Source organism: Arthrobacter sp. 9AX (assembly GCF_902506095.1).
Classification (GTDB): domain Bacteria; phylum Actinomycetota; class Actinomycetes; order Actinomycetales; family Micrococcaceae; genus Arthrobacter.
Genome location: NZ_LR733293.1, coordinates 4,175,641 through 4,198,902 on the forward strand (window position 1 = coordinate 4,175,641; position 23,262 = coordinate 4,198,902).

Genomic DNA, 23,262 nt, shown 5'->3' on the forward strand with positions numbered 1-23,262 from the left:
GGTCCTGGGCAACAGCGAACGTAAAAATGTGAGAGCCGAGACAGCACATTTGGAGGGACCATGAAGATCAAGGCGCCACTCGTCGGTCTGCAGCTGCTGGTTGGAGGTTTAGCCGTGGCCGGGGGCTTGTTGATGCTAAGCGGGAACATGGAGCTGGATCAGATGTGGCTGCAGAAAACCCCCTTCACTGCTTGGACGATTCCCGGGATCGCGCTGCTCCTGCTTCCTGGCGTTGGCGAGCTCTTGGCCGCCGCGGCGGTACTGGTGCGCTGGCGTTACGCCCGGCCCTTGGCGATCTTCTCCGGACTCGGACTGGTGGCGTGGATTCTCGTGCAGTTGCTGTGGATGCAGGTCTTCCACCCTATGATGCACCCTCTCATCGGCGGCGTCGGGATCGCTATCACTATCCTGGGTTGGATGCTGCCCCCGAAAGCAGGCATCCCCAGTCAAAGGCACTTACCCGGACATGCCAACGCTTGAGCATCCGAACTGACCGGGGCTGCCCTCCCTGAAAGTGAGCCGAGGAGGAACGGCCCCTGCGGCGTAGCATGACTGAGGTGCAAACTAAGAGAGCGCTGATTCAGTGCAGTCCCAGCAGCCGCCGGAAGGTCGGGGTGCGGCACGCATACCTCTACCTCCCAGGGCAGGGATTCCCGGCTCTAAATCGCTGAAGCGTCCTCGGCCTCCGGCTAGCGCCGGGATAGAGGGCGCACCTGGGTGATCATTTCGTCGATGAACACATTCTGGTTTTCAGCGCTGCCAAGCCCATGTCCGCCCTCAAGCCAGATCAGTTTCTTGCCCGGGGCCGTAAGGGAGTTGAAGTACTCCTCAACCAGGGATGCCATGGCATTAACGTCTTGGCGGCCTACGAAGAAGTACACCGGCACCTGCAGTTCCTGCGCCTGTTCCTTGAAGTTCAGGCCCTCCAGTTGCGGGTATACGACGTTGAAAGTTTCGATCAGCCCACGCGTGTGGTTGATCTTATCCACGTAGCCATATTCGGGGACGAAGAATGGAATGACGGGCACGATGAGTGAGAAACGCGGAGTTCCCATGATCTCGTTAAGCACATCCAGGAAGGCCACATAAGGGGAGACGACATTGTTGCCGTGATAGGGCGGTGGGCCGTTGCGTCGCAGCTCCTCCGCCCGCCGGGTGTCACCCTGCTCGTCGAGATGCCGCAACGCCAGCTCGTAGCCCATGCGGTCATTCTCGGTGGTGTTTACCATCTGGCCGCTGCTGACGAAGGCGTGATACAGCTCCGGGTTTTCCCGAGCTAGCCAAATGCCCAGGATGCTCGACCATGACACACCATAGACAAAGATCTTCTGCTGCCCAAACCGCTCCCGCAGCAGGTTAGTGAGGGCGACGGCGTCTGCCACGTACCGTTCCCTGTTCAGTTCGTTGAAAGGCACCGCGCCGTAAGACTTGCCCGTGCCTGGTTCATCCCAGCTGACTACCGTGAAGTGCTCCTCCAGCGGCCGGAACTCCGTGGCGTTGAAGAATCCTCCCCCTCCCGGGCCGCCCATGCCCAGGTTGAGCAGCACCGGGTTGGATACGTCGTTGCCCCGAATCATGATCCACTGCTCTGTGCCGTTCAGCTCTACTTTCTCCACGCTCGTGATGCTGCCGGGAAGGCGCCGTCCGTCCATGCCGGTAATCGGGGCCGTCGTCGTCATCACCTGTGACGCGATGACCGCCGCCACCGCGACAATTATCAGAATCCCCACGCCAGCCAGCTGGGCGAATCTCTGCCGGCGACGGACCGCCAGCCAAATTACCCCCGCCAACCCCACAAGGAGCAGAGACAGCCAGACCGGAAGTGGGACCCGGGTGGTAAGGGGCAGCAGCATCACCGGCAGGAGCAGGACGGCTGCAGCGACCAGCGCGAGGGCCGTTTTCCACGCAACAGCCCGACGGCGCGGGGACGAGGCCAGCCGTTCAGGGGCGGTTCTCCGGCGGCTTGATAATGTCCAGTGGGAGTTCATGGCATAGGGGAAAGCCTTGGAAGGATGAGGGCTGTGTAAGCACCCAGAGGGCATACTTGAGAATCCCGCCCACAGTGACGTACTTGTAGGGCTAAAGGTCCCGAGTATGACGAAATTATTGTTCTGCGCGCTATAGTCGTGCGCACCACCGCCGGATCCAATACGCCTTGGCCACAGCCTGGCACCGCCAGTAACCGTGCTCACGGGAGCCAAAGCCCAACGACTTAGAGCATGGATGCGCGGTCTAGGAGCCCGTCCAATTGGGGCACACCCCAACCTGACGTCAGGGCGCCTGACAAGGGAGTATTCGGCATGATGGCGTAGGTCCCGGTCTTGTTCCCACCGCCGACGAGCCCGAACACAGCGACACCACAAGCCTTTGTCCTCAGTGGAATTCATAGAGTCCGAATTCTTTGGACTGTTAAGATGCAATAGGGTCTGCGCCCCGAGGGACTGGCGGCTTGTTAGCAGGCTGCTGCACCCGATTTCCGTCTGTTGTGCGTGAAAGTGGGATCAGAGAGTTCCTTGAGCCGCTGTCAGTTGTTGGGAAATTCCGGCCTAATCTGACGTCGCTCGACTTCTTTCCCAGCACCCGGATCCCGTTGACGCTCCCGCCTTTGCTCAGCACTGGTAGTTGGACGTATCGTGGCAGGAGTTTCACCACTTTCACCGGTTTCACCTAGTTTCACCTAGGACTCGCCAGGAGGCCACGTGCAGAACCCTTTCAAGCCCACTGCCGGAGCGACGCCACCGGAGCTCGTGGGGCGGGCGGGCCTTCTGGACGAGTTCGAGTACGGCCTGCAGCAAGGTTCCGGGGCCCCTGGCCTTTTGACCATCATCACGGGATCCAGGGGCATCGGCAAGACAGTCATGTTGAGCGCTGCCGAAGACATCGCCCGAACGCACGGGTGGGCCGTCGTCTCACGGACAGCAACCCCGGGGTTCCTGGCCCGGGTCGGTGACGACATGCTCCGGCTCCTCGAGGAGCTTGGGGACGGTCCTCCCGCCCGGAAAATCACCGCCTTCTCCGCAGCCGGATTCGGGCTGACAACCCAGCTTCCTCCCGAACGGGCCGGGGACTGGCGCCGCACAGGAAATGAGCTGCTGCGTGTTCTAGATTCGAAGGGCACAGGACTGGTCATTACCGTTGACGAGATTCACGCCGTCGACCGCACGGAGATCTCACAGCTGGCGGCCGATGTCCAGCATTTCATCCGCGACGGGTTACCCATCGGCCTGATCTTCGCCGGTCTGCCGTCAGCCGTGTCCGACCTCCTCAACGAAGGCGTCGCAACCTTCCTCCGGCGCGCCGACAGGATCAATCTTCACGAAGCAGCCATCGCCGAAGTCACCGCCTCGTACAGCCAACTGTTCAGCCTGGGAGGCATCACGATTTCCCCCGACCTCGTCAGCGAGGCGGCAGAAGCCACGGAGGGATACCCGTTCCTGATTCAACTGGTCGGCTATTACCTCTGGCTCGAAGCCGACAAAGCAGGATGGACGCTGGACCAGGCCAGCGTCGGACGCGCCATCACCGCAGCTCAGCGCCGCAACACCCTCGTCGTCGTCGAATCAGCACTCTCCGACATCTCCGACAGAGACCGCGAATTCCTCGACGCCATGGCCACCCAGGACGGCCCCTCGGCCGCCGGGCAGATCGGAGCTGTCCTTAAAGCCAAACCCAACGTGGTGTCCAAGTACCGCAACAGGCTCATCGCCTCCGGACTCATCGAGTCCGCAGGCTACGGAAAAGTCGACTTCGCAATCCCCGGACTCCGCCAATACCTTCGGCAATGAAGCGACCGAATCCCCCATCGCCACCTAAACAGCGGCGGGAGTCCACTGGAAGAGACTGCCGGCTGGCGGTCATCCACCTGTACACCTCGCCAGATACGTGGCAGCTACTTGACGGAATATCCACTATCGGCTCTCTAAGGGACGATCCAGAAGGGGGTGTATGGCTCGCTTACCTCTTGGAGCCGCTCATCAGTGGGGTGGATGGCCAGATCTTTCTGCTTAGGGCTTCCATGACTTCGTCGGGGGTAACGGGCCGGCCCTAAAAGGTGGTTCCCAGTCTGAAGAAAACTGGCTTTGAGTCTGTGGAGTTTGCCTGTCGGGCGACCAGTCCAAATTCCCTTGTGGCTGATTCCATATCTCCGGCATGGGTTTACCGAAACCTAGCCCTTGGGTCCCTTGCAGTTCGCGGAGGTGCAAGGTGAGCTTTTGGCTGGCCTTGGCCAACCGGGACGCTGCCTCAGTGAGCGATGGGGCTTCCTGCCCAACTACGTTCGTTGTCGGCTCGAAGCTCTCCAGTGACTCCGGCGGCAGTCCAATAATGATTTTCGAGGCACCTTTTATGTCGTATAGGCAGAGGAGGCCTTCCCGGAACCCCTGTTCAAGGGCGGATCCGACGACCGACTTCAAGAGCTCCTCGTCGAGACCCAGGGTTTTTTGCGTTGGGAGCCCTTTCTCATCAATTTCGATAAACCCGTCCGCAATGCAAGCATCAACGTACTCTTGGAGAAAGGTTGTTACCATCTTGTCTGCGTGGGCATCTGGATTTCTGCCTAGCCGGTCTGTTCGTGTCTTGTACTTGTACCTCTTTTGCGCATTTTGGATAAGTAAGCCGCGCTGACGCAGAAGGGCCAGAGTGAGAGTCAGCGACAAAGTCTTAGGTTGGCCGGATATCGCCTGACTAATTTCCTCAGTTGACCAATACCAGTGTGGTGATCGTCCCATAACCTCCAAGATTTTCTGGAAACGCTGGCTTGATGACGACGGGTCCAGAGCTTGAGCGCGGCGTTTACTTAGTCCCTTGTGCCTCAGGGAAGTTCGTGTTCTTTGAAGAGCAGCCGTGGATGCTCTTCGGGCGTCAGACACAGCCTCCTTCAGTTCAATGCCTTCCACTTTGAGCGCCTGTTTCGAGCTGTCATCAAGAGAGCGCCACGTGTTCCAGAGGCGTCCGGCTTCTGTGAGGAGCTTCAGTGCTTGAAAACCGGATTGATTCATGGTTGGTGTCCTAGCTCACGGGATGTGTCTGGCTCGTCATCGACCTGGGGAAGTCATGATCTTCCAAGGTGCCTCGCGAAGTCTTCGAACTGCCTGGCCTTGAGTTGTCCCTCCTGTGCCAGCATCCGGTCCTGCTTTTCTTGTAGCCTTGACTGCTCGCTGGCCGCACGCTTGGCGCGCTGCTGTGTCTCGTCGGCCTCGGCTTCGGCCATTTTGCTGGCCTTTTGGTTTCCCTGCCTGGCAGCCGTCGCGGCAATCGCGGTAAAAACGCGGGAGGCCTCATTAAATCGTTCCGCGGCGAACCGGTATGATCCGTCCTGTTCCGCCAGCTCTGCGGTTCGGGCGAGAGCAACGGCGAGCTCGGGAGTCAGAAGTGAGGTGTCACGGCTGGTGAGGTAGGGTGCTGCGACCATCTCGTAAAGGCGTACCGCCATGCTGGTTTCGTTACGGTCGTCGGCATCCCGAGCCTCCGCAAACGTTTTGTGAATCAGTTGGGGATCGGCATTTCCAATAGGGGCTGCCTGTCCATAGGGAACGCTGGGAGTGACGGTGGGCAAGTTGCTTCGTCCCACGCCCACAGCGGGCTGCGCCGCTCCTGCGGCCTGATCTTGGGGGCGCCGGCGGCGGAAAACGGACATCACGGTACCTGATTTCGGGCTCGTGGAATATTCGGGTTGAATTGGGTCCCAAAGGGGATCTGCGGCTGTGTGGTGTAGTGCAGGGGACCCGAGAGAAGTGGCTATATTGTCCCACGACGCGCTTAAAAGAGACATACTCTTGCAGGAACAAATCGGCTAAAGTATCCCACGCAACTTAGCCTTCGCCCGCTCAGGTCTCTAGCGAAAAACACCCCCTTGGGGCATCCCTCAGAATAAGTTTCGTCAAAAGGGAGCAAACGAATGTTCTCGCGCAAGCAGAAGACCGCCCGGGCCCAAGGAGGAATGGCTTTTGTCCAACCCCAGCCAGCCCCTGACCCGTTGTCACCGTTCCGATTCGATTCGCAGGCAGTTTTCCCCTACAGCCACCCTTACTACCAGGGCTACATTGCTTGGTACAACCTTGAGCAGGGCGGCCTAGTCACTGTCGTAACACCGTTCGCCCAGGCAGAACGCGCGCTGCGATTCAGATTGACGGATTTGCCATTCGAGTCCTGGGTTCAGGTTCAGGACGGCCAGCGCCCGGTGCCCCTCGCTCTTTACGTCGATGCAGCCGGCCCCGCTGGACGCTGGCTCAAATAGGCCATTGTCATGGGCGACAGTTGGAACAATGAGCTATGGAAGCAACAGGATCGGGACAGGGACCTGCGTAACCAAGAGGATGCGAGGCGGATCAGCCAAGAGCAATACCTGTACTGGTGGGGACCTACCGGTTTCTGGGCGACGATGGCCCAGCAGGACCGAAAGCGCGATGAGACGTACCAGGACATGATGGCGGAACAACAACGGCAACGGGATCTGGCCGCCGATGCGCAGCGCTACCAGGATGAGGCCTTCCGGAGGTCCTTGGAGGCCTCCAGCCGGTCTGAGACGTTCTCCTACATCGAGCCTCGGTCATGGAGAGAGCGGCTGTCTGATGTCGTTGAGGCATTCCACACTGAGCCGGAGTCAAGTGCGCATGACCCCTCCATGTTTGAGCGACCCGAGGGACGGATTCAAGAGCCGACATCGGGCAAAGCCCTCGACACGGACGAGCCGCGGACCGATGACTGGAGGCAAGGGCCTAAGGAACTACCATCGATTCCCCCGCTAGACAGGGACGAGTTGAGGAGGGACAGCCTGCTGGGCGAGTACCGAGACACTGTACGCCAACCCGACCCGCTTCAGGACTACCGGGCTCTGCCAACTGACGAGCGGAGGGACAGGCTCCTGAACGAGTACCGGGAGGCTGAACGTAGTGAACCTCTGCGCTCAGCAGCCATGGCTGACCTGGACCGCAAGTTACGAGACGGGGAAGTTTCCGCGGATGCCAACCGACAAAAGGATGCTAAGGCTGACTGGGATTACTGGTGGAACCCAGTGTCCGGGTTCTGGCCAATGATGAGGCGCCAGGACCTCGCACAAGAGGACAGAGAGCGGGACAACGCGCGGGAGGACAGGCAGCGCGACATCGTTCGGGAGATCGAGGCGAGGCAGTATGAACGCGTGCGGGAAACGCACCCGGAACTGTTCTCACCGCAAAACTGGTCAATGGCGGCAGAAAGCTATTTGCGGGAGGCGAAGGAATCACCGAAGGACTCCGGCACCCATGACGGGAGTAACAGGAGTAACAAGCGAAAAGGGGGCAAGCGCAAGCCTATCGAGACATACGAGTACATGGTCACGGACTACAAAGAAGCAAACCACAAGTCCCGTGTGGGAGATGGTCTTGACGGCCATGAACTCATCCCGAAGGCATACCTGGTAGCGCACGGTGTCACACAAGAACGCATGGACTATAACGCAGCTATCCTGCTGACGCCGTCACAACACGCCATGGTCACGGAGCTTCAGCGAGCGGCGGGTCACAAGGATAAGGATTTGCTCCGGGCCATGACGATAGAGGACGTTATTGACTTGAATGCTCACTTTCTTCACAAAGTGGGGGTACCGCCTAAGGCGATCACGCAGGTAGTCATTTACGCACTGGAACAGTTACCAGCGCTGCAAGCCGCTGGAATTAAACATCGCGACTTAGACGGTACGTGACTAACGTCCCGGACGACGGGCGAAGATCCATGGACGTCGGACTCAGGGTTGGGTCGTTGAGCTGTGCAAGGAACTTCAGGACCCGTCAAACAGGCGCAGAAGGGTTTGAGCCGTTAGCCAGCGCGGGGGCTCAGTGCTCCGCGTGGACGGCGGAAGACAGGGCTGTCTGCCGCTTCCGTCACCCCTTACCAGCGTGGAATGCCCAACGCTCGACTTCGTCCGCGCCCACGACACGCTCGGATGAAGACAACTGCTCCGCCCAAGACTCCATCACGTCACAGGCTGCGAGATAAGTGGTCACCGGATAACTTGTCGAGCGAGGCTTGAACACCGGGTTTTTTGTTGCTTCGAAGAGCGTGACCAGCACCCGTGCGTCGACGATGAGAGCCGGATGATCGAGAGCGCCCGCTCCGGAGAAGTACAAGTACTTGGTGAAAAAGTTGGGGCCCCAAGACTTTAGCGCAGGCCGGTTTGGCTGCAGCACCTTGAAAAGCGGCCTCCGCGTCTGTCCGCGCCAGAAGTGCTGCGTCGCGTAACAGCCGTGCTGCGCCCTTTGGATCTACCTAGCACTTCTACGATGACCGGAAAAGCGTTGCTTCAAGCAATTAGCATGACTTAAGGCCGGTTATCGGCTGTCCAAAACCGGCGGGGAGAGGCCCGGGAAGGGGGTGGTGCTAGGCAGGACTGCTTAGGGCGAGTAAATTGAGCACCCAGTCGGTTGAGTTAAGGGGGGCACTATGTTGCTGGTTCGTGACTTTAGTCAATCGAGGTTGGCCGTTTTCGTTATCGATGGTATGAGCGGTAGGCCGCTAAGGCGAGTTCCCGTGTACGCGGAGCTCGTCCTCTCCTCAGGTAGTCCTGGAGAAGGGGCTCCGGCTTCCCCTTCCTTGGTTGAATCTTCCAACCCACCTTCGACAGGTGGGTTGCCAACCGAAGTTCCTCCCAGTGGTGCGAGGAGCGATCGTCTCAGCGACTCACAGCCGGAGAACGAACTGAGAATGCATATTCCCGAAGCAACGCCCTTCGACTCGGCGCCTGTCCGCATAGATAAGGCACACCCCAACCTGACATCGGGGCCGCCTGACCAGGGATGATTCACCCTGCCGGCCGAGGTAGGTCTTGTTTTAGGACTCCCGCAGAGTCGCAGGGATCTCATCCCAGCACTGCCCCTGACAGAACCAGATTCTTCGGGCTATTTCGATGATTCTCGAGCTGTCGAATCAATCCTGATTTCACGTCCCTCCCACTGTCAGGGTGAGATCTGAGAACGACGTGAGCCACTGTCAGTAAAACGGCGTTCCGCGTCATTCTGACGCCGATCAGGTGTTGACCTCGATTTGGCGCATCAGACGAAGACGGCAGACCGGCGGCCACAAGTTGCCTCGCTCTGCCCATCCTCGTCCCACGCAACTCAACGGCGATGCGCTCTCGGAGACCCGATCGCTACCTGACGGAATCTTCATTATCGGCGGTCGAACATGGTCGGAGGGAGCAGTACCTGGGGAGGCTGAAGGATGAAGGTTGGACGCTAGCTTCTACGGTCACTGGAGTTTATGTGCCCGAGGTCCGTGCCGCCCGCGGGTGGCGCGCATTTGATTATTTTTCCGTGGCTGCAGACGCAATTTCCAGTGTTATGCCGTCACTTGCCAGAAGCATTGCCCTGCCCATGCCGTTAGCCATCCAAAGCCAAACGACAGTGCCGTCCGGGGTGACTACATCGATGGTCCCCTTATCAATAACTGCGCCGTCGCGTAGGATCTGGACTTGATCGCCTGTTTCGAGGGTGCTCCATGTCTGTTCCTGCTCGCCGATGCTAATCGCGTTGTGACCCTCACTCGCGTGTGGTGAAGAGTCGGTTCCGCATGCAGCTAAGGAGGGCATTGTCTGTTCAAGTCGTTCAAGTGGCACCGTTGCGGGTTTTTTTCGCAAGGCAACCGCATGCTGATTAGGCTCGAAGTTCAGGCGAAGGATGGCGACTTCTACTGCATTCCGTGTGCGGGAAGAAACGGTCTCCGGATGATTCAGCACGTTCGAAACAGTGCTGACCGACACGCCAGACGCTGCAGCAACATCTTTCATGCTTACGCGGTTCCTCAAACCAAGTCCCTTTCACTTCTTTAATTGGTGCCTCTTGCGAGTCGTCTGCGTTCCTACACAAGGTCTTCGGGTTCCGTGGGTCTTCGGGGCATGACCTGCCCCCACGCTTGTTTTTCAGGTTGGCGGGGGCAGGTCATGTCGATGGCAAGAACCCGGTCATGATGGGGAGCGGCAGAAGAGGTCTGGGCCAGATCGCCTAACTTTGACTCTTGCAGGTCTTTGGTAAGTCTTTGTTGGTTGAACTGGAATCGAGTGCCCCTCACCCGGATTTTTCAGGTCACCGAATACGCCGAGCGTCCGGAACCTCGGTAGGTGATAGTTAGACCGTGTCCATGACACTTGAGTGAGCGAGCACGTCGTCACGGCCCGCCGGCGAATCGGTCGTATACGCTGCCTTCGTGTCGTGAGGAGAGGCTTCAGGAGTACTCGCTTCCAGGGCGACCCCAATTCGCTCAAGGCGCACCGGGCCAAGGAGTCCGTAGTCTCTGATCGTGGTGTGTTGCGGGGCGGATTTGCCGGTCAGCATTTGGGTGAGGAAGTCCTCGGATGCCTCGTAGTAGCCCCGGGCGATCAGGCGGTTGTTGAGGGAGCTGGCGACGCGGACGACTATGTTGTTCGTGCCAACTCGGATGTCGGCGGTGACGTCCACACGGGGGTGGGAGGTGTCGAACCCGCGCCACGGTCCGCCGTTGATGCTGGCCGCGCCCAGCCCGCCTGCTGTCGACCCTAGGTCGAGGACGATGTTATCGCCGTCGGATACGGAATCGAGTTCGATGGTGGTGGTGTATTTAGCGACCCCTGACACTTCGTCGCCGACCTCGGGGATGTTCCGCCAGGACCGCAGTTGGCCGTCGGGGACTTCGATTCGAGTGATCGCTGTGGTTGGACGGACTTCCCGTGTCTCATAGCCCAGGCCGCGGTCTTCGGTGATGAGCACGTTCTCACCGGCGTCCCAGCTCTCAACGGTGATAGACCAGGATGCCGGTTCGGCGACCACGTCGATCCGCTGCGCTGCCCGCACGGTAGGGGCGGTTTCTGAGCGGTCGAGGGTGAACAGGGCCACTTCTCCTGGTGCGAGTGATACTTCGAGGCAGGTCCGGTCGCCATCGTTCCAGGCTTGCTGGTGAGGTTGCATGCTTCCGGTCCACGCATCGATGCGGTGTGCTGCTGCGGTGCCAGGCAGTGACAGCTCGACTGTGGTTGGGGCACCTGTTTCGTAGAGGAAGTGGTAGACGTAGAGGTGCAGGAGATCGCCGTCTTCGCGTAGGTGGGTGAGGATATTTTGATTCTCGTTTACGAATTCGGCCCGGCCGCGCACGCCCAGTGCGCGCAGCGCCGCCACTGTCGAGGCCTGGTCGTGGATTTCACTCGCGTTTGGCAGTGCCAACAGCTCCCTCACGGTGGCGGCCAGCTCATCGTCCCTCCCGTCGAGTCCCGGCGTGCGGGATGCTGCGCGCTGGTGGTGGGTGTAGAGGCCCTCTGAGAGTAGCTTCAGCTCGGATGTTTCATGCACTATCAAGACCGGAAGCCCTTGCCGCGCCCAGCGCAGCAGCTGCTGGGCCACGTCTGCGTCGAGTGCTGTCTGAAAGACAATGAGCGCCTGGTAGCCGGGCCCGGCGGGTTGAACGAGGCCGCCGTCAAGGGTGACGTCGTCGCGCAACAGCAGTGACCCGTCGAAGAATTCGTAGGTCCAGCCGGCGTCCTGCATTCCGAGGTCGCGCCACCAGTGATTTTCCCTGTTGCGCATCCACATCTGAGCGTATGCGACTTCGTCGGGGATGCGGTTGCCTTCATCGTCGATCAGTGCCATCCCGGACTGGTTGTCGGTGAAGTGGTCTGTGCGGAGGATGCCAACGTCGATCCGCGGTTTCCCCTGGCGCAACACGCCTTGCAGGCGGGCGATGGCGTCGTTCCACAGAGGATAGAACTCCGCTGCGGGTTGTCTTTCATCGAATCGCTCGGAGAAGTAGGACAGCATTCCCTCGTGCCCTGGCCATTCGGTCAGGTCCTCGGCGCCTGCCGTGCTCGCCCAGCCATGCAGCACGGTTTTGGTGATGCCTGCTGCAAGCTGGGTCGCGATGATCTGATCGTAAAACCGGTGTTCAAGCATGTGGTTGCGGGTGGTTGCCCCGGTTTCGGACGAATACTGCTTGCCGAACAGGTGGGCAGGGCCGGCCATGAGCCGGTACGCGTCAATTTGTGCCGCGAATTCGAGGGATTCGTTCTCGATCCCGTCGACCTCCGGCCCGGGCCTGGTCAGTTCGAACGGCAATCCGTAGCTGATTTCCGCCCGCAATCCGATGCCGTTGTTGTGAAGGAAATCCGCGAACGGGCGCAGCATGTTCTCGATGTAGAGGTCCGTAAGGGTTTTGACGTAATCGAACCGAACCTTCTCGACCGTGATCGCGTGTTCTTCCGGGGCCTCATGGTCATAGACGGTTGAGGATGCCATGACGGTCACCTTCCGGGTGAGGAAAGGCAGCCACGGGGCGATGTCGTAGCCCCGACGACGGTGAAACTCTTCTGCAACACTGTGGCCCCAGAACAGGCCGCCTTCACCGAACGTCCACAGTTCCAGGGAATCCATGTACATCTGGGTGCGCGGGTTCAGCGCGATCTGCTCCCGCAGTTCCGGGGTGAGCACGACCGAGTCCCAGTAGTCGATCACTGCGTCTACGCCGTCCCGGTCCAGGTAGTTTACGGTGTAATTGACCGATGCGGACGGGGACGCGGTCTGTCCCGTTCCGTGCATCCAGTAGACGAACAGGCGCCACACCCCCGATGGCGCGGTCCACTCCAGTTTCCCGTCGTGAACGGCGGTGGTGAGATTGAGGACTGACTCCGGATCCAGGATTGTCTTGCCGTCGTCGGTAGAGCCGGCCACGCGGGCCGCGATGACAGCGGCCAGGTGCTGTTCATGCGCGTGAGACCGGTGCATCGGCATCTCTGTCGGCACGCTTATTGCGCCCAGATCTATCCTCGGCAGCGGACCGCGTCGGGACGTTCCATCGGCCAGCTCCTCTTCCACGACATTCAGTTCCTGGGCGGCGGCTGGATGGTCGGGATGGATCGTTGGAAGATTTGCGTTGGACCAGTTAGTTCCTGAGGTAAAGCTCACTGCCATGCCACGCTTTGTGGTTTCCTCAACCACGATTTGGGAGTCATGTACCCACTCCTCGGATCCCCAGCCGTATCGCTCGTGATCGACAGGGCCCTCGTCCATCGCAAGAAACTCCATGCCGCCAAAACCAAGGCGGTGCGCGCTCTCCACCTCGTGGCGAAGTGTCTCATCCGTATGCAGGCCTTCGGCAAGCCACCAACGCACTTCAGGGCGGTATTCCACTGATGGTTGGGCAATGACGTCTGCGATTCTGTCAATCGACATGGTTCTCCTTTGAACAGCACAAGCACCAGTGGCGCAATTCCTAAACTATCGTTACGATGACAATATCAATCGTTATTAGGACGATATCAGAAGGCCGGGCAAGTCTGCACGGCCTTGTTCAAAGGAGAACAAATGAGTACACAGCAGCCGACGGCCCGCGCAGCGCGGGCGTGGTGGGTGGCATCGATTGCGGGGATGGCGTCGTACATTGACGCGGCCGCGATAGTGAGCTCGGGCATTGCTTTCGTGCTGTACCAGCACTCCATTGGCTTGACCGAGGGCGAAATCGGTGGCCTTTCGGCGATGCTGACCCTTGGAGTGGCGCTGGGTGCCCTTTTCGGCGGACGTCTGGGGGACCGCTTTGGCCGCCGTGCGGTGTTCCTGTTGACCATGGCCATGATCGTCGTTGGCTCAGGCTTGCTCGTTGTCGCCTCAGGGTTCGTGCCGCTGCTCATCGGCATCGCTCTGGTTGGCATAGGCACCGGAGCGGACCTTCCCGTGTCGTTGGCCACGATCGCAGAAGCGGCCGAAGACCACAACAGGGGGAAGCTGGTCGGATTCTCGCAGATCCTTTGGATGGTCGGCATTTTGACGACCATGGGGATCTCGGCTGTCGTTGGCGGCCAGGGTCAGTTCGGTGGCCAAATCCTCTTCGGCCACGTTGGCGTTGTGGCGGCGATAGTCTTGCTCCTGCGCCTCACCGTACCGGAATCCCCGGCCTGGCAGGCAGCGCGCACTGAGGGCCGGGCAGGTGTGCACACATTAAGCGCCGAGGTCAGCGGGATCAGGGACCTTGTCAAAAACCGGGGGTACTTGCTTTCGCTCCTGGCTCTGCTGGTCTTCTACACGCTGACCAACCTCGGCGCCAACACCGGCGGTCAGTTCGGCGCGTACGTAGCCGTGAACATCATCGGCATCGACGTGCAGGTCTTCTCCCTCATCGGGCTGCTCTCCCTGCCCGTGGGGATCGCGCTGGGGTTCTGGTTCATGCGCATCGTAGACGGCCCCCACCGCATGACCTACTACCTCATCGGCTCCATCGCTTTCATCATCAGCTTCGCCGCACCCGCAATCTTCGGATTCTCGCTCACAACCTACTTCCTCACCCTGGCGGGCGCGGCAATCGGTGGTGCCTTCGCATTCGAGGCCATCATGAAAGTCTGGTCCCAGGAGTCATTCCCAACGCTGCTGCGAGCCTCCGCGCAGGGCGCCATTATAGCCGTCGCACGGTTTGCCGCTGCGGGATTCGCCCTCGTGACTCCAGCGCTCCTGGCCACGCCACAGCTCACCTACGGACTCCTGGCCGCTACGGTGGCAGTAGGCCTTCTGGCCGGGTGGCTCGGGTTCAACCGCCGCACCGTCAGCGTATTCGACGTCGAGTCAGGAAAGGTCGAAGATGGTGAAGCCGCCATGACTTCGGCCAACCAACACGCAGACTAAACTGGACAAATCTAGAAAGGACGGCGTATGCCGAGGCAAAAAAACGTGGGCGCGCGCCCGACACTCCCCGCCTCGGCATACGTCGCCCTGGTCCCCGCCGAAGGCCTGTCATCGGCACTGGCGTCCTTCGCCGTCTGGTCCAACTCCCTGGAAGCCCGACGCAGCCTCATGCGAGACAGCGCATTCCCCCTGGCCGATGACCTTCCTGCCTTTCTCATCCTGAACCAACTCGTGTACCGGGGAGCGGCCCGACCAACCGACCTGGCCGAAGCCCTGGAAATAACCACCTCGCACGTCAGCAAGATCATCGCCCGGCTCGAAGATGCCGCACTGGTCCTCCGCGCCCCCGACCCTAATGACAACCGCGCAGTGATCGTCGGGCTCACCGACTCCGGACGATCCGCTGGACTGCGCATCGTCGAATGCGGCCGAAGCCTCTTCGACCGCATATTCGCCGACTGGCCGGACGGTGAACGCGCCGAATTCACACGGCTCATAGTTAAGTTTGCGCACAGCATCGACGCCGCTTCCGCCCAAAGCCTAAGCCGCGTCTCCGGTTACTCCTGGTCCCCCACACACCCCGGTGAGATAAGCACTCCGCCCGGGCTTACCGCAGCGGCCACCGCTGACTTGGACCAGCCCAGCAACGCGTGAAAACGCGAAGGGGGTCGAGCTGCTCCCGGCCCATGGCCGGAGAGCCAGGCCCCCACAAATGTTGTGCTGAAGCTGAAGCCCCTTGAACGTCATGGTGGGAGGATCCCTAGGATTCTCTATTTCCCGTGGATAGTCTGGGATAGGACGCCGCCCTACGTCAGAGGGGTCAGTAAGAACGTGATTGAAGCAGTTGCTGCGGTAACCGGCCGAAACAATGTCACCGTAATCGGCCGGGGCGATGGTCCTGTGATGATGTTTGCTCACGGTTTTGGCTGCGATCAGACTATGTGGCGGAAGCTGCTGCCCTATTTCGTTGATGATTACCGGCTGGTGCTTTTTGATCATGTTGGCGCAGGAGACTCCGACATCAGCGCCTATGACTGGGAGAAGTATGGGTCCCTGGATGGGTACGCGTCGGACCTGCTGGAGATTTGCGCCGCCCTTGACCTTGAGGACGTCATCCTAGTGGGCCACAGTGTCAGCACGATGATCGCCGTGATAGCCGCAGTGCAGGACCCCCACCGTTTTGCCCACCTGATCCTGCTTGCTCCTTCACCCCGTCACACTGATGACCCGTACGACGGCTACGTGGGCGGGTTTTCGCGGGAAGACATCGAGGGCATGCTGGCATCTCTGGACAGCAACTATTTCGCCTGGGCCGCGGCCGTGGCGCCCATGGTTATGGGCAACCCGCAGGAGCCGGAATTAGCGGAGGACCTGCGCGTCAGTTTCTGCCGGACAAATCCGTCCATCGCACGGCACTTCGCCGGGGTAACTTTCTTCTCTGACACCCGCCCTAAACTGACAAAGTTACGCACCAACTGCCTGATTCTGCAGTGCTCCAACGATCGGCTTGCCCCGCCGGAAGTGGGCGCCTACCTGCACAAGAATGTGGAACACAGCACCCTGGTGCAACTTCAGGCCACCGGACACTGCCCCCACGTCAGCGCCCCGGAGGAAACGGCCCGGGCGATACTGCGCTACCTCGACACCCGCTCGTGACAGACGCCGCCAGCCTCTCCCCCGCCCGATTTTGAAGCCTTCTTTCATCGAGCACCCCGCAGGTGCCTGACAACAGATGATGAGGGCCGCAAAAGCGCCGTCAACGACCTTCGTCGGCTGCAAGGCTTACCCCAACAGCTCCCACTTCCAGCGCGGATAACCCAAACTGCCCCCCCAGCCAGATGGACCAAAGTCACTATCAGTACAGGCCCCGCGTGATAGCAAGCATGGGTTTACCCGGCCGAACAGAGTGACGGAATCACCATTATCGGCTCTTCAATATTGGCGGGGGAGAAGCCCCGAAAGGGGCTGCTCCCCCACCCTGATGTGATGGCATTTCGCTCTGAACTTGGAGGTCAGAAAAGCGAAGCCAGCGCCTGGTTTACGACTGGAATATCCAACGGCGGGATCAAGTGGCTCAGCCGAACCGGTCATCTCCGCCACCCACTCGGCTTTCATCGTTGGCCTGGTGATCGGCGAAGGTCTGGTATCCGTCAGAGTGCAGAAGGAGCTGGCGTCCTCTTGCGTTCTCTTGCGTCCTCTTGCGTTCTCAAGGATCAACCACAGGCTGGAACCGTCATCGGATACCGCGTCCACGTTCCCCTTGTGTCTTTCCGAGGTTTCCTGATTGATTAACACCACGGTGTCACTCGGGATAAGTTCGATCCAGTTTTCCACGATTGATCGTCGGTATCCGTACTGGGTGGGCCTATTCAGCTGTGCTCGGGTTAGCTTGCATGGGGCAGCCCTGGGCCTACTTCCTACAGCGACTGGATGACGACCGCAGATCCTTGTCCCCCGCCGCCGCAAATTCCTGCGGCGCCAAGTTTGCCGGGTCCTATTTCAGCGAGTTGCCGGGCCAGTGTGCCGACGATGCGTGCTCCTGAGGCGCCAATGGGGTGGCCAAGAGCGATTGCCCCGCCGTGGACGTTGATGATGTCCGGGCTGATACCCAGGGTCCGAGCTGATTGTACGGATACGGCGGCAAAGGCCTCATTAATTTCCACGGCGTCCAGATCCTCCACTGTGGCACCGATTTTCTTGAGCGCGGCGAGGATGGCGTTAGCGGGCTGGTCATGCAGGCGCACGTCGGGTCCGGCCACGAGGGCGTGGGACTGCACTACGGCGATTGGGGTGAGCCCCAATTTCTCTGCAGCGGCAGGGCTTACCAGCACCAATGCCGCGGCCCCGTCGGTAATCTGTGAGGAGTTACCGGCGGTAATTGTGCCGTCCTTGCTGAAAGCTGGCCGGAGGCCGGCGAGTGATTCTTTCGTCGTCCCAGCCCGTATCCCGTCATCGTCGGCGATCACGGTTGTTCCACCGCGGGAGACAAGCGTGTAGGGCGCAATCTCCCCCGCATGAAAGGTAGCGTGCTCCTGCGCGCGCTGGTGGGACAAAGCGGCCCACGCATCCTGGCTTTCCCGGTCCAGCCCAAGGTCTCGATTACCGCCTTCCGTTGAAGCGCCCATCGACTGCCTTGCAAATGCGTCGGTGAGACCGTCAATCTCCAACGTGTCGACAACTTCCAGTGCACCGTATTTCTGCCCGGCGCGCGCGTTGAAGACATGAGGGGCCAAGGACATTGACTCTTGCCCGAGGGCCACAACTACGTCGGCGTCGCCACGGTCAATCAAGCGTTCCGCGGCGACGACGGCTTCCATTCCAGAGAGGCACACCGCGTTGAGTGTTAGTGCAGGGACGGTTAATGGGATGCCGGCACTGACAGCGGACTGCCTTGCAGGGTTCTGGCCGGCACCGCCCTGCAGGACGTGTCCGGCTATGACGTTTTGGACTTGCGATGGTGTCACTCCGGCCCGTTGGAGGGCCGCGGTGATGACGTGGGCGCCCAAGGATGTGGCGGGGATGCCTGTGAAGCGTCCGTTGAAGCGGGAGAAGGGTGTGCGGGCGTAGCCGGCGATCAGCGCGCTCATGCGAAGGGGAGGTCAGCCCACTGGCTGGTGAAGAGTGTGGACGGGGGCATGTCAGGCTCCTTCGGACGGTGACGGTTACGTGGATGGATTTCGTACAGGGGCGGCACAACCACGGCGTTAGTAGGTTTGGGCGCGGAACGGGTGGTTCCAAGGGCGGACAACCAAGGTGCAGTTGGGAGACCGGATGGAGCCGTCAGACCGGGGTCCCGGGCCCGGTCATTCAATGTCCGGCCGGGACGTCGTGGTCTATCGGGCTACTACGCTTTGGCTGCCAAGGAGAGCCCGGGCCTCGGAGAGGTCAGTGACCATGCGGGAACCGCTCTTGGCGGCCGAGTCCCGCAACAGTTTCTGTTGGGCGGCGATAACGTCGAAGGAGTTTTCCCAGTCGTTCCAGTGGAATCCTTCCCATTCACTGGAAATCGTCCGTGAATAGCCGCCGTTGACGTAAGCGCTGATGATGCTCCGGATCGGCACGGAGGGTTCTTCTCCATCGGAGTCGAGCTCGTAGAACTTGCCGTGGGTATGGACGGCCCATGGCAGGATTTCGGTCCATTCCTCGATCTCGCCGTGGCCGAACAGCCCTGTCGCGTTGACGGCCAGTTCAACGGCGATGTCCTCCGCACCGTGACGTCGTGCGAGTTCCACGAACTCCTCGAATTGCTTGTGTTGGGCCGCATCGTCGGGGCCGCCGTTGCCGTGCTGTGAGTGCCAGTAGTCGTCCACAGCAGCGATCAGCTCAGGAGCGATGCCCCGGCGGCGGTAGGTATCCAGGAGCGTGCGAGGGACCTGAACCATAGTGGCGCCCCAGTCGGGGATGAAGCCGAGCCGGGGAGACCCTAACTTCTCGTACCGTTCCAGCAGTGCCTGCATGACGGGGTGACACGGCGTGTGGTGGGCGTGGATCTCCATGCCGAGGGTGACGTTGGCGCGCTCGGCAATGGGAAGCAGGCGTTCCATGTCATCGGGGGTCAGTGAGTACTGGACCCGGACGATGGGGAAGCCCAGGCGGCGGGCGACGTCGATCTGTGCGGCCATGTATTCGACCAGTTCGTCGTTGGTGAGTCGCCGGTCGCGGCGCAGGCCTTGGTCGGCGTTGGCGCCGAGCGCTGTCGGCATCAGCCCCGTCTCATCGATGAGGGTCTTGAACTGGTTCACGAACGCTTCGTCAACGTCCGGGAAGTTGCGAATCGACTGGAAGCCGACGATTTCGAGTCCCGGGCCGAGGCCGCGCCGGGCAACTTCCCGGACGAGATCCTCGAAGGTCATCTGGCGCCCGTGCCAGAATCGGGTGAAAGAGTAAAGGGTTGTTCCCTGAATGGGCGTGCCCAGTGTCGTGTCACTCATAAGGCCATCTGCATTTCCATTGTTTTCTTGTCCTGTTCCTCGATCGTGATGAAACCTTCCCCGACCGGGAGATAGGGGATGTGCAGCCCGATGTGGACGTGGACCTCGTATTCCGTCCCGTGGGGAAGATCCGGCAGGTCGCCTTCAATGCGTGCTGAGTCAAGGACGAACCACCATTTGTCGTGCCGTGGCGCGAGCTCGTCCAGCAGATATGAGCCGCCGTCTGTAGTTTTCCAGGTGATCGATTCCCGGGGTACGTCCACGCCGTCGATTGAAAGTGCAATGCCCGTCAGCGAGGACAAGGGCAAGGAGCGGTACCACGGCATTCGCACAGATACGGACACGCGGTCGTTGGTGGCGACCAGGGTGCCGGGTTCAATAATTTGGCTGGCTAACATTTTTCAGCTTTCATCAATGGATCGAAGGCGCCGAGCGATGGCGCGTGCCGACCGGATGGCAAGGGCAACAGAGGTGGCGGTGGGGTTGCATGCTGTAGCGGTGGGAATGACCCCGTTGCCTGCGACGTAGAGTCCGTCGAGTCCCCACACGGCGGAGTACGTATCGCATACGGATGTGCCGTCATCGGCCGGTCCCATGCGGACCGTGCCCATGTAGTGGAGGGAACTGCCGTTGGGCATGATCACTGGAGGCCGTCCGTTCACCGGCTCACCAAGTGCTGCCACCAGGGACTTAACGGCCGTTACGCCCTCGGCAAGTGCCTGCCGGTCTTTGCTTGTCAGTTGATAGTGGATCCGCATGGCAGGAAACCCGCTTCCATCCAAGACAGTGTCGTCAAATTCGACCCGGTCTTCGAATTGAATGTCCTTGCACGTGAACAGACCGACACCGACGATGGATCCTGGCCATGGTTCGGGAGTTCCTTCCAAGGGCACCGGGGAGGTGTCCAGTTGCATGATCTGGCCGTGGAAAGGGAACCTTTCCTGGTCGTAGGGGATCCAACTGACCCCGCTCAACTGGTCCAGTGCGGGCCCCTGGGTGCGCCGTGCGCGGGCAGCGTCCGGTACGAACCGCTCATCCAGACGGGCCAGTCCAAGGATCTGGGGGTGATCGTTGAGGTAGTGTCCGAGTGCAGAGGGCCGGACACCGGAGACGTGCAGCAGCCGCGGGGTCCTGAAAGAGTCTGCGGCAACCACGACTGCTTTTGCGTGCACTTGCCGAACCTGGCCTGTCGTTTCATCCCGGACCTCGATGCCGCATGCCCTGCCATTTTCGACGAGTATTCGCAGGGCCGTGTGTCCCGGGTGCAGTTCGAATCCATCGCCTACTCCTTCGAGGATTACGTCGGTGCCTGTCCAGTACCGGTTCCCGTCTTCGCCGACCCGGATTCCCAGCGGCATCGGCTGAACCTTGCGATCAGGGGCGCGGCCGGCATCCACCTCCCGGGCGAGGACGGCGCGGACCTCCTCACCGAGGGGAGCACCCTTGAAGGCATCCTGGGTGACGTGAAGTAGCCTCCAGGCGTCTGCAAAGACTTTGTCGAATTCATCACGGGGGATGAATTCGATACGTTCCCCGTCCCCCGGGACCGGGCACGCGCATGTCCAATGGGCTCCCATTCCGCCCACGTTGGTGGACATGGCAGCAGCCGGCATGTCCTCTAAAGGACTGCCGCCGCCGACCAGGAATGTCCCCGGCCTTGCCTCAATGGCCGGTTCGGCGTCCGAGGTGTTTGCCAAGGGAGACATGACACCGGTGGGTCCGGTGTTGCCGCCTTGAGAGGCCAGCTGTGCTGCCTTGAATTCCTCAGGGTCGCTGATCGTTTTCACATGGCGCCCCGCCGGCTCCGCAATGAGCGGGCCCGACTCGAACATCGCGAGCCTGATTCCCGGGACCTCGTCATGAAGTACGCGGGCAAACGTCGATCCGGCGGGACCGCTTCCGACGATGACCACGTCGTATTCAGTTATGGCATTCATAGCATCTTCTCCAGTTGTTCGCGCAGTTCATCGCGGTCAGGCAGCGGCGAAAACCTGCCCTCGCGTGTGCGGTAGACACGGCAGCCCAGCCCAAAGCCAGTCGGGTCAGAGGCGGGTATGACTTCAAGTCCGTCCACCCGGATTGAGGGTGAGCCTATAAAGCGGTATTCCTTGGCGTCTTCTTCTGTTTCGATCCATCGAACATGTATTGGCTCAGACTGATGCCCGATGTCAGTCAGGATTTCGCCGAGCCGTGTGAGGGCTGCGTGGTGGGACGGACATCCTGACCAGCTCAGCAGCTCCAGGCGCTCACTCATGAGGGTTGGGTTGGTCATTGATTTTCCATTTCACGGAGCAACCGAGCGATCGTGTCCATGAACGGCGCACCCGGTGCCCTGCCAGGACGTCGTCGAGGGCGTCCCTGAGCCATTGGGCATTCTGTTCGGGAACTTCGTGGTCGGCGTCGGGTGCACCGCGGTAGACCAGGGTGCCGGAGCCGTCGAGAACGAAGACGTCAGGGGTGACTTTGGCTCCCCAGTCTTTCGAAACCATCTGGTCTTTATCGCGCAGGTAGTGGCTGGCCATCTCGCCGGCGACGACCCTCTTGTCCATTGCGGCGAGAGAATCGGCCGGGTACTTTTCAGAATCATTGGCATTGATTTGCAGGAAGGTGACCCCACAGGGGAGTAATCCCCAATAACTGTTTGGATGCGGTCGTGCCATGCCAGTGCGTAGGGACAGGGGTTGCATGTCCACACCAGGACCGTTGCCGGCGCCGCGGAGGGGTCGAGCGTCACGTTCCCGCCCCCTGCACGGGGAAGGGTGAACGGCTGGACGGTCTCCCCGACCTGGTAATGGCGGTACGTCACTTCATTGGAAGTCATTAATGCACTCTCCATGCGGGACGGGCGGGGACGAACGGTCGCAGACCCGCCGGCCGCATTGCGTCGATAATTAGCTCTTGATCCCGCCGGCAAAGCCCTGGATGAACTTTTTCTGCGCAACCAGGTAGAACGCCAGGATTGGAATCATGGAAAGAATCACTGCACCGAAGATGACGTTCCATTTGGAAACCTGCTCCCCCACAAACCCGTACACGACAACCGGGAGTGGGGCGTTTTGGGACCCGCTCAGGAAAATCAACGACGTGAAAAAGTCGTTCCAGATGATCATTCCGCACAGGATCGCGACGGTTCCGGTGGCAGGGCTCAGCAAAGGGAAGACAATCCGCCGGAACGTCTGGAACGGGGTGCTGCCGTCCATTTGAGCGGCTTCTTCGTATTCCCTTGGCAATGCTTTAGTGAAGCCGGTGTAGAGGAAGACCGACAACGGCATCAGGAGTCCGCTGTACAGAAGGATCATCCCCAGATGCGTCCCGACGAGACCGAAATTGCGCATCACTACATAGATCGGAACCATACCGAGCTGGAAGGGGAGGATAATTCCCAGGACGAACATGCCATAGAGCAGTCCGGTGATGCGTCCGGGAATACGGGTGATCGTGTAGGCGGCGATCGATCCGAACGCGATGAGTGTCAGCAGGCTGCCGCCGGTGATGATGATGCTGTTGAGCACGCCGGCGGGGATGTTCCGGGTCGGCGAACCTGACCACGCCGCTTCGATGCCCTCCATTGAGAGCTGGGGCGGAAGAGCCATTGCCGAGGTATTAAGCGCGTCCACGTCGCTTTTCAATGCGGTGTTGACCAGGAAGTAGAAGGGCAGCATCAACAGCAGGGCGGCGAGAACTACCAGGCCTTCTCTGGCCAGGGTCTTCTTGTCGTAGCGATTCAT

The 23,262-nt window shown here is 60.3% G+C and carries 21 protein-coding genes; 7 read left to right on the top strand and 14 right to left on the bottom strand.

Annotated features, from left to right (window positions below):
• Window positions 1–60 precede the first annotated feature (60 nt).
• Window positions 61–480, top strand: a complete 420-nt coding sequence (locus BACI348_RS19365) for a hypothetical protein (protein WP_159829317.1) — start codon at window positions 61–63, stop codon at window positions 478–480.
• Between the two features lie 209 nt (window positions 481–689).
• On the opposite strand, the gene BACI348_RS19370 is transcribed toward BACI348_RS19365, so the two are convergent.
• Entirely contained in the window at window positions 690–1,730 is a 1,041-nt protein-coding gene (locus tag BACI348_RS19370; protein ID WP_236557648.1) for an alpha/beta hydrolase, read from the bottom strand.
• A 969-nt stretch (window positions 1,731–2,699) separates the two neighbouring features.
• Between BACI348_RS19370 and BACI348_RS19375 the strand changes: the two genes are divergently transcribed.
• Window positions 2,700–3,785, top strand: a complete 1,086-nt coding sequence (locus BACI348_RS19375; RefSeq protein WP_159829319.1) for an ATP-binding protein — start codon at window positions 2,700–2,702, stop codon at window positions 3,783–3,785.
• Window positions 3,786–4,004: 219 nt separating this feature from the next.
• Here the strand turns inward: BACI348_RS19375 and BACI348_RS19380 are convergent, their stop codons facing one another.
• A complete protein-coding gene (locus tag BACI348_RS19380; protein WP_159829320.1) occupies window positions 4,005–4,997 on the bottom strand; it encodes a hypothetical protein in 993 nt (330 codons plus the stop codon).
• A 53-nt stretch (window positions 4,998–5,050) separates the two neighbouring features.
• Complete coding sequence (locus BACI348_RS19385) at window positions 5,051–5,431, bottom strand: hypothetical protein (protein WP_159829321.1); 381 nt, start codon at window positions 5,429–5,431, stop codon at window positions 5,051–5,053.
• Between the two features lie 465 nt (window positions 5,432–5,896).
• Between BACI348_RS19385 and BACI348_RS19390 the strand changes: the two genes are divergently transcribed.
• Together BACI348_RS19390 and BACI348_RS19395 are read left to right on the top strand one after the other, a co-directional pair.
• Window positions 5,897–6,235: a hypothetical protein gene (locus tag BACI348_RS19390; protein WP_159829322.1), complete on the top strand. Its 339-nt coding sequence runs from the start codon at window positions 5,897–5,899 to the stop codon at window positions 6,233–6,235.
• Between the two features lie 9 nt (window positions 6,236–6,244).
• Window positions 6,245–7,681: a hypothetical protein gene (locus BACI348_RS19395; protein ID WP_159829323.1), complete on the top strand. Its 1,437-nt coding sequence runs from the start codon at window positions 6,245–6,247 to the stop codon at window positions 7,679–7,681.
• 178 nt (window positions 7,682–7,859) lie between these two features.
• Here the strand turns inward: BACI348_RS19395 and BACI348_RS19400 are convergent, their stop codons facing one another.
• The 3 genes from BACI348_RS19400 to BACI348_RS19410 all read right to left on the bottom strand — a co-directional run bounded on the left by BACI348_RS19400 (window position 7,860) and on the right by BACI348_RS19410 (window position 13,163).
• A complete protein-coding gene (locus tag BACI348_RS19400) occupies window positions 7,860–8,165 on the bottom strand; it encodes an 8-oxoguanine DNA glycosylase OGG fold protein (RefSeq protein ID WP_159829324.1) in 306 nt (101 codons plus the stop codon).
• A 1,112-nt stretch (window positions 8,166–9,277) separates the two neighbouring features.
• Window positions 9,278–9,760, bottom strand: coding sequence for a LacI family DNA-binding transcriptional regulator (locus tag BACI348_RS20960; protein ID WP_159829325.1), 483 nt, complete (start codon window positions 9,758–9,760; stop codon window positions 9,278–9,280).
• A 337-nt stretch (window positions 9,761–10,097) separates the two neighbouring features.
• The gene (locus tag BACI348_RS19410; protein ID WP_159829326.1) at window positions 10,098–13,163 is read right to left on the bottom strand and encodes a glycosyl hydrolase; all 3,066 of its coding nucleotides are present in this window, start codon (window positions 13,161–13,163) and stop codon (window positions 10,098–10,100) included.
• A 132-nt stretch (window positions 13,164–13,295) separates the two neighbouring features.
• On the opposite strand from BACI348_RS19410, the gene BACI348_RS19415 reads away from it, so the two are divergent.
• The 3 genes from BACI348_RS19415 (at window position 13,296) to BACI348_RS19425 (ending at window position 16,259) form a co-directional block, all read left to right on the top strand.
• Window positions 13,296–14,603: an MFS transporter gene (locus BACI348_RS19415; protein WP_159829327.1), complete on the top strand. Its 1,308-nt coding sequence runs from the start codon at window positions 13,296–13,298 to the stop codon at window positions 14,601–14,603.
• A gap of 27 nt (window positions 14,604–14,630) precedes the next feature.
• Window positions 14,631–15,257: a MarR family winged helix-turn-helix transcriptional regulator gene (locus BACI348_RS19420; RefSeq protein WP_159829328.1), complete on the top strand. Its 627-nt coding sequence runs from the start codon at window positions 14,631–14,633 to the stop codon at window positions 15,255–15,257.
• A 177-nt stretch (window positions 15,258–15,434) separates the two neighbouring features.
• Window positions 15,435–16,259, top strand: a complete 825-nt coding sequence (locus BACI348_RS19425; RefSeq protein WP_159830347.1) for an alpha/beta fold hydrolase — start codon at window positions 15,435–15,437, stop codon at window positions 16,257–16,259.
• 276 nt (window positions 16,260–16,535) lie between these two features.
• Here the strand turns inward: BACI348_RS19425 and BACI348_RS19430 are convergent, their stop codons facing one another.
• The 8 genes from BACI348_RS19430 to BACI348_RS19465 all read right to left on the bottom strand — a co-directional run bounded on the left by BACI348_RS19430 (window position 16,536) and on the right by BACI348_RS19465 (window position 23,262).
• Window positions 16,536–16,937, bottom strand: a complete 402-nt coding sequence (locus BACI348_RS19430) for a hypothetical protein (RefSeq protein WP_159829329.1) — start codon at window positions 16,935–16,937, stop codon at window positions 16,536–16,538.
• 83 nt (window positions 16,938–17,020) lie between these two features.
• A complete protein-coding gene (locus BACI348_RS19435) occupies window positions 17,021–18,190 on the bottom strand; it encodes an acetyl-CoA C-acyltransferase (RefSeq protein ID WP_159829330.1) in 1,170 nt (389 codons plus the stop codon).
• 246 nt (window positions 18,191–18,436) lie between these two features.
• Window positions 18,437–19,534 (bottom strand): sugar phosphate isomerase/epimerase family protein, encoded by a 1,098-nt coding sequence (locus BACI348_RS19440; RefSeq protein ID WP_159829331.1) that lies wholly within the window; start codon window positions 19,532–19,534, stop codon window positions 18,437–18,439.
• A complete protein-coding gene (locus tag BACI348_RS19445) occupies window positions 19,531–19,932 on the bottom strand; it encodes a C-glycoside deglycosidase beta subunit domain-containing protein (protein ID WP_159829332.1) in 402 nt (133 codons plus the stop codon). The genes BACI348_RS19440 and BACI348_RS19445 overlap by 4 nt, the downstream gene beginning before the upstream one ends.
• Window positions 19,933–19,935: 3 nt before the next feature.
• On the bottom strand, window positions 19,936–21,471 hold the full coding sequence (locus tag BACI348_RS19450) for a GMC oxidoreductase (protein ID WP_159829333.1): 1,536 nt from the start codon (window positions 21,469–21,471) through the stop codon (window positions 19,936–19,938).
• Window positions 21,468–21,806: a DF family (seleno)protein gene (locus BACI348_RS19455; RefSeq protein ID WP_159829334.1), complete on the bottom strand. Its 339-nt coding sequence runs from the start codon at window positions 21,804–21,806 to the stop codon at window positions 21,468–21,470. Before BACI348_RS19455 ends, BACI348_RS19450 begins: the two co-directional genes overlap by 4 nt.
• Complete coding sequence (locus tag BACI348_RS19460) at window positions 21,781–22,083, bottom strand: thioredoxin domain-containing protein (protein WP_159829335.1); 303 nt, start codon at window positions 22,081–22,083, stop codon at window positions 21,781–21,783. Before BACI348_RS19460 ends, BACI348_RS19455 begins: the two co-directional genes overlap by 26 nt.
• Window positions 22,084–22,425: 342 nt before the next feature.
• Window positions 22,426–23,262 (bottom strand): carbohydrate ABC transporter permease, encoded by an 837-nt coding sequence (locus tag BACI348_RS19465; protein ID WP_159829336.1) that lies wholly within the window; start codon window positions 23,260–23,262, stop codon window positions 22,426–22,428.